General features: G+C 41.7%; 1 protein-coding gene. It reads right to left on the bottom strand.

Translation table 11 applies throughout. The features are described from left to right. Positions 1-1284, bottom strand: a 1284-nt coding sequence (locus tag V7659_RS28320; protein WP_420491781.1) for a prolyl oligopeptidase family serine peptidase, incomplete at both ends; no start/stop codon positions are given.

Genomic DNA, 1284 nt, shown 5'->3' with positions numbered 1-1284 from the left:
ATGATGGTGGTTGTCTTTCCGTTGATGATGTTTGTTGGCGCATTATTATATACGTAAATCCAAGACCAGTGTCCGTTGTATTCATATGGAGTTCCATCCGCATTGGTATATAAACCGGATGTATCGACTACCTTATCAAATAATGATAAATGGATATTATCTGCTCCAGCTTCGACTAAGCGGTTATAGGTAGGTTCAACATATTGAGAAGTGATAACTACTGGATCGGCTTTAGCGGCAATGAACCACATTGGGAGATCCTTCATTTTCTGAATTTCTGCATCTGAAATTAACGTGTCTTTTAATGCTTCACAAGTTGGGAATGCAGCGGCAAAGTAATTGGTATAATCCCTCGCCATCAGCATGGTCATATACCCGCCGTTAGAGTCTCCGCCAATGTAAATTCGATTGGAATCAATATCTTTGTGATTAGCTACATAATCCTTAATCAAGGACATTAAAGCATCCTCATATTTGGAGGTTCCATCCCCTCTTCCGGTATAACCGTCCATCCAAAAAGTAGGTGTTTGAGGGGCCAGAACGTAGGCACCGTCAAAGTAGGATTGAATATCCTTTGAAGCAAAGTTTGCTGCTTTATTGGCTGAGATTGGAATCGTTGGATCTGTGCCGCCTTCACCGGCGCCGTGCAGCCAGATAATTAATGGGTTTTTATGATTGTCCTTTGCTGGGGAATAGTCCGCATAGGTTAAACTAACATTGTCATAGGTTCCTTTCCCCGTTGAAAAATCATCTACCTGTTCTCTTGTTTCCCCTGCGAATTGGTCGACAACTAATCCTGAAATCGTTCCTGAATTTGTTTCAATATCCCTTTGCTGTGTGATGGTATATTTCATATCAACCCAATCATTAAAACCAGTAGTCGCCCAATCATAGTTAAGAGGGGAACCTAGGGATACATCAGGGCCAATTTTCATTTCTAAGACGACATATTTCCCTGTTTGGACCGCAGGATTGCCGTCTTTATCTGCTACGTATGCTTTCGTAATGGTTCGGTTACCTTCCTCTAGGAACGGTGTTTTTAACCGTTTATCGCTCCTTGCCACATGTACGTTGAAGGTATCCGTTGTAACTGAGTTCTTTGGAATCGGTTTCCCAACATTGACAATTACCTTGGTGGTTGCAGCTCCCCAATCTTCAATTTCTGTCACGGTTTGATAGGATGTTGGCTGTGTATGGATTTCCTTAGCGAAAACGTTTGTATTGAGTGATAAAGTCATAGCTGCAGCCATTGTGGCCACCATAGCTCTTTTTTTCATTTTTTTA

This window comes from Neobacillus drentensis (assembly GCF_036966985.1).
GTDB lineage: Bacteria > Bacillota > Bacilli > Bacillales > Cytobacillaceae > Neobacillus > Neobacillus drentensis_E.
Note: the sequence above shows the minus strand (reverse complement) of the source record. Positions and strands in the feature narration are given on the sequence as shown.